A 2,094-nucleotide genomic window follows, 5' to 3' on the forward strand; every position below is an offset into this window, starting at 1 on the left:
CATGGTCTTCTCCTTTTACTTCGGACCTGAACACTCCAAGCATGGCTGATAGCGATGTGAAGTGGTAGGGGGAGACCATCTCATCACCTTAATGCGGCGTTATAACTCATGAACTCACTCGAAATCTGAACCAGAAGGTTTGATGTTTCTTTAGTTGGGTAGTTTCATATCAGCTTAGGTTAATATTACGAGGCTATTATGAAATCTAGACAATGTCCCAAGTGCCAGAAAAATGTTGCATGTAGCTGGTTTTTTTTCAGTGCTCATTGGACGAAGTATCGCTGTGTTGAATGTGGTTCGCTAATGAAATGGAGTGGAAGGCGAGCTTATGTAGGGGCAATATGTGGTGGTTTCGCTGGTCCATTTATCATTTTTACACAATCTATCATTCCATCTACGTTTATTAGAATTTCAATCGCCGTTGTTTTTTCAATAGTTGTAGCAGCTTCTGTGACTAAGCAAATCGAGTACATCGATGAAACTGAGTTATAACAAAGCGTTTAAGACGGATTCCCAACGCTTGGCATTTTCGGTTTGCTTTGAATTTAGTGTTTACGGCACAATGGCTTAGGTCAGGTGGTCTGCGTTGCTCACCACTTAACGCGGCGTTATATTGCATAAGATTTAAAGGGTTAAAATATCCGTTTATCTTTGTTCTGCGTTCGAGCTACATACCTGTTCGTTTCGTGAAAGTTGCCATCAAAATGACCATCGCACGTAGAATGCGTGTCGGTTAATTAGCAGCAACGTCACGCAAGTCTCCTCGTTAGTAAGTTTTGCTGGCTCAAGTTCATTTTGCGCGGCTTCTTTTTCGTGGGTGCTGCATTGAAAATTGTGGCTTCAGCGGACTTTGCCGTCAGGTTTGTCGCTCGAATTCTTTGTCATTTAGGCTAATCGAATGACGCTAATTTCAGCTCATTTCGCTTCTTAGCCAGTGCATTTCGTTGTTTATAGTTGAGTTTCGAACTATCCGTTTTACTTCTGAGTTCAAAGCCAGTAGATTTGTAGCCAATTCAGCACCTTGGCGCTAAACTTGGCTCTATCGTGCGGGCAATATAACAAAGCGTTTAAGACGGACTCCCAACGCTTGGTGGCTTTAGTTCAAAGATATGCATCAGTGTTTATGACATAATGTCTTGAGTGCAGTGGTAGCGTTGCTCGCCACTTAACGCGGAGTTATGATTTTTATCGAAATAGGCAGATTCTATGACAATATCATTTGAAACTCATAGGTTGAGAGTAACTGAAGTCTCAGGTGATCTTTCGTTAACTGAGCGCTCAGTTCTGATCGAACAGATTCCTAATATTCTAACTCCATTAGTTGTTGAGAATTTACCTCCATATTTTAATGGTATTACTTCCTCTGAATTGGCGATAGTTTGGCTCGACCGAATGTTGTCGGAGAGTCGGTTGCTTCAAGTAGAATCCGAGGCGCAAGAGTTAATCGGTTTTCTGTTCGCCTATGTAGGGAATGAAAGTGATGCGCATATAGGTTACTTACTCAGTGAAGAGTATTGGGGTAAAGGGTTAGCGAGTGAGTTACTGAAAAGTTTTATCGAAGAAATAGTTAAAACTGAGTCTTGGTCAAAGCTTGTTGGTGGCGTTGAAACATCTAATGTTGCTTCAGCTAACTTGCTTAAAAAGTTAGGCTTTATAGAGCAGCTAGTAAATGAAAGTGGTGTGTCTTTTTACGAATATATGATTCCCCGACCACAATCATAACATTTAAGAGTGACTCCCAACGCGTGGCGATTTCACTCCGATTTGAATTTTGTGTTTACGGCGTAATGGTTTAGCTTGGGTGTTATAGCGTTGTCGCACCTTAATTGGGCGTTAGTTTGCTACAAAGAATCAAGGAGTTTCGCGTAAGAAATGGAAGTAAATATTAGACCTGCAAGAGAACATGAGCTGGAGTTTATCCATGCCTTGGTTATCTCAAATGACGAATGGACTAAGTTTAATGGTCCATATTTCCCATATTCACACCCATCCTTAGAACAGTTTAAACACTCTTCATTTCAGCGTCTTTTATCGGGTTTAGACTCACAATTGATTACAGTCGATGATATTCCAGTTGGAATGGTTAGTTGTTAC

1 protein-coding gene and 1 pseudogene are annotated in these 2,094 nt (G+C 41.0%); both read left to right on the plus strand.

Annotated elements, in window-relative coordinates; translation table 11 throughout:
• Positions 1 to 1,206: 1,206 nt before the first annotated feature.
• Positions 1,207 to 1,722 (plus strand): GNAT family N-acetyltransferase, encoded by a 516-nt coding sequence (locus F0249_RS19745; RefSeq protein ID WP_171757616.1) that lies wholly within the window; start codon positions 1,207 to 1,209, stop codon positions 1,720 to 1,722.
• Positions 1,723 to 1,872: 150 nt separating this feature from the next.
• Positions 1,873 to 2,094, plus strand: a pseudogene (locus F0249_RS20155) (GNAT family N-acetyltransferase); the annotation flags it as partial.

It is taken from the genome of Vibrio sp. 03-59-1 (assembly GCF_013114135.1).
Taxonomy (GTDB): Bacteria; Pseudomonadota; Gammaproteobacteria; order Enterobacterales; family Vibrionaceae; genus Vibrio; species Vibrio cortegadensis.

Bases quoted from the DNA above. Each gene is read 5' to 3' on its own strand.
- F0249_RS19745 (WP_171757616.1), top strand. From the start codon at position 1,207: ATGACAATATCATTTGAAACTCATAGGTTGAGAGTAACTGAAGTCTCA.